This is a genomic window from Streptomyces sp. ActVer, from assembly GCF_027270795.1.
GTDB lineage: Bacteria > Actinomycetota > Actinomycetes > Streptomycetales > Streptomycetaceae > Streptomyces > Streptomyces umbrinus_A.
Genome location: NZ_JAPWHT010000854.1, coordinates 1 through 1689 on the forward strand (window position 1 = coordinate 1; position 1689 = coordinate 1689).

General features: G+C 74.1%; 1 protein-coding gene. It reads right to left on the reverse strand.

Annotated features, from left to right (window positions below):
* Positions 1-37: 37 nt before the first annotated feature.
* On the reverse strand, positions 38-1689 hold a 1652-nt coding region (locus O3Q52_RS52805), incomplete at its 5' end, for a LuxR family transcriptional regulator (protein ID WP_269655503.1).

Consider the following 1689-nt stretch of genomic DNA (forward strand, 5'->3'; position numbering starts at 1 on the left):
AGCCACCCGCCTCAACCCCCGCCCGCGAACAGCGAGTTCACTCCCCCCGCCGCTGCCCCGCAGCCAACCGCACGATGTCGACCCGGGACCGGATCCCCAGTTTTCGGTACACCCGGGTGAGCGTCGCCTCGACCGTCTTCACGCTGATGAACAGCCGCGCGGCGATCTCGCGATTCGTGGCGCCCTCCAGGACGAGCCCCGCGACCTGGCGTTCCGTGGAGGCCAGGCGGTCGAGGTGCGGCAGGAGGGATTCGGGAGCCACCGCGGAGGGGTCGGCGGGAGCGGGGGCGGTCACGGAGGCCGTTTCCAACTGCCTCAGCCAGGGCACCGCCTTGCAGCGCCGGAACAGCCGCGTCGCCTCGTCGTAGGAGCCGCGCCCCGACTGCTCCGCCCGCAGCCGGGCCAGCGCGAGGGCGGCGCGGGCCTCCTCCAGTCCGTATCCGAGCTGCGCAAGACGGTCCTGTGCCGAGGTCAACTGCTGTGCGGCCGCCTCGTATTGACCGGAGGCGGCCTTCACCAGGGCCTCGGCCCGGTCCAGTACGGCGAGGACGCTCGCCCGCCGGAGCCGTACCGCGTGTTCGCGTGTGGCGGTGATGACGTCCTGCGCCTCCGCCGGTTCGCCGACCAGGACGAGCGCCTCCGCGAGGTCGCCGTGCCAGCGGCCCCGCGCGGGGTCGAAGATGCCGAGCCCCTGTTCCAACTCCCGTGCCCTGCGCAGGGATTGGACCGTCCCGGCGGCGTCACCGGCGACGAGCTGGGCATGCCCGAGCGCGCCCAGCGCACGGGAGAGGTAGATCAGGTCGCCGTCGTCCTCGGCGCGGCGCACCGCGTCGCCGGCCAGGACGAGCGCCCGGTGTACGTCCCCGCCCGCGGCCTCGGCGAGCGAGGTGAACATGTTGCCCGCGGCCTCGCCGATACCGGTGTCCCGGGCCAGCCGCAGGCTCTCGTGGGCGAGGTCCAGGGCGCGGGCGCAGTGTCCGGAGCGCAGTTCGGTCTCGGCGAGTCCGCGCAGGAAGTGCACCTCGCTCTCGACCATGCCGCGCCGCCGCACCTCGCCGAGGAGCCGGGTGATCGTCGTACGGGCGTCGGTGAGCTGGTCGCTCATGATCTGCCAGCGGAACCGGGTGGCACCCGCGCCGTTGTGGTCGCACGCCACCCGAAGGTCCTGCGGTTCCGCGAGGGCCTTCTCCAGGGTCGCCGGGGCCGCTGGGTGACCCATCAGGGTCTCCATCTGGGCCTGGAAGGACAAGGCCATGAGTTCGGTGCTCCGGTCACCGGCGACGGCGGCGAGCCGGGCCGCGTGTGCGGCCTCCTCGCGGCCCTTGCCCATCTCGCCCTCCACGAGCAGCGCCCGCCACGCCAGTTGGTAGCGGACCAGGGCGAGCAGTCGCGGGTCCTCGCCCGCGTCCGCGAGGGCCTGCGGGAACACGGCCTCGACATCGGCCATCGCCTGCCCCGCCGAGTCGATCACCACCATCCAGGCCCGTACCCGGACCGCCGCGTCGGTCGCCCGGTCCAGGATGTCGCGGGCCACCTCGCGGGCGAGGTCGATCTCGCCCGATGTCAGCGCGTCCTCGGCGGACTTCAAGCGCCGTTCGTCCGCGCCGGGCCCGCCGTCCGGCGGGGTGTGCCGGGCGGCGAGCAGCCCGATCTGGGCCGCGACCGAGGGCGCGCCACGGTCCCAGGCCA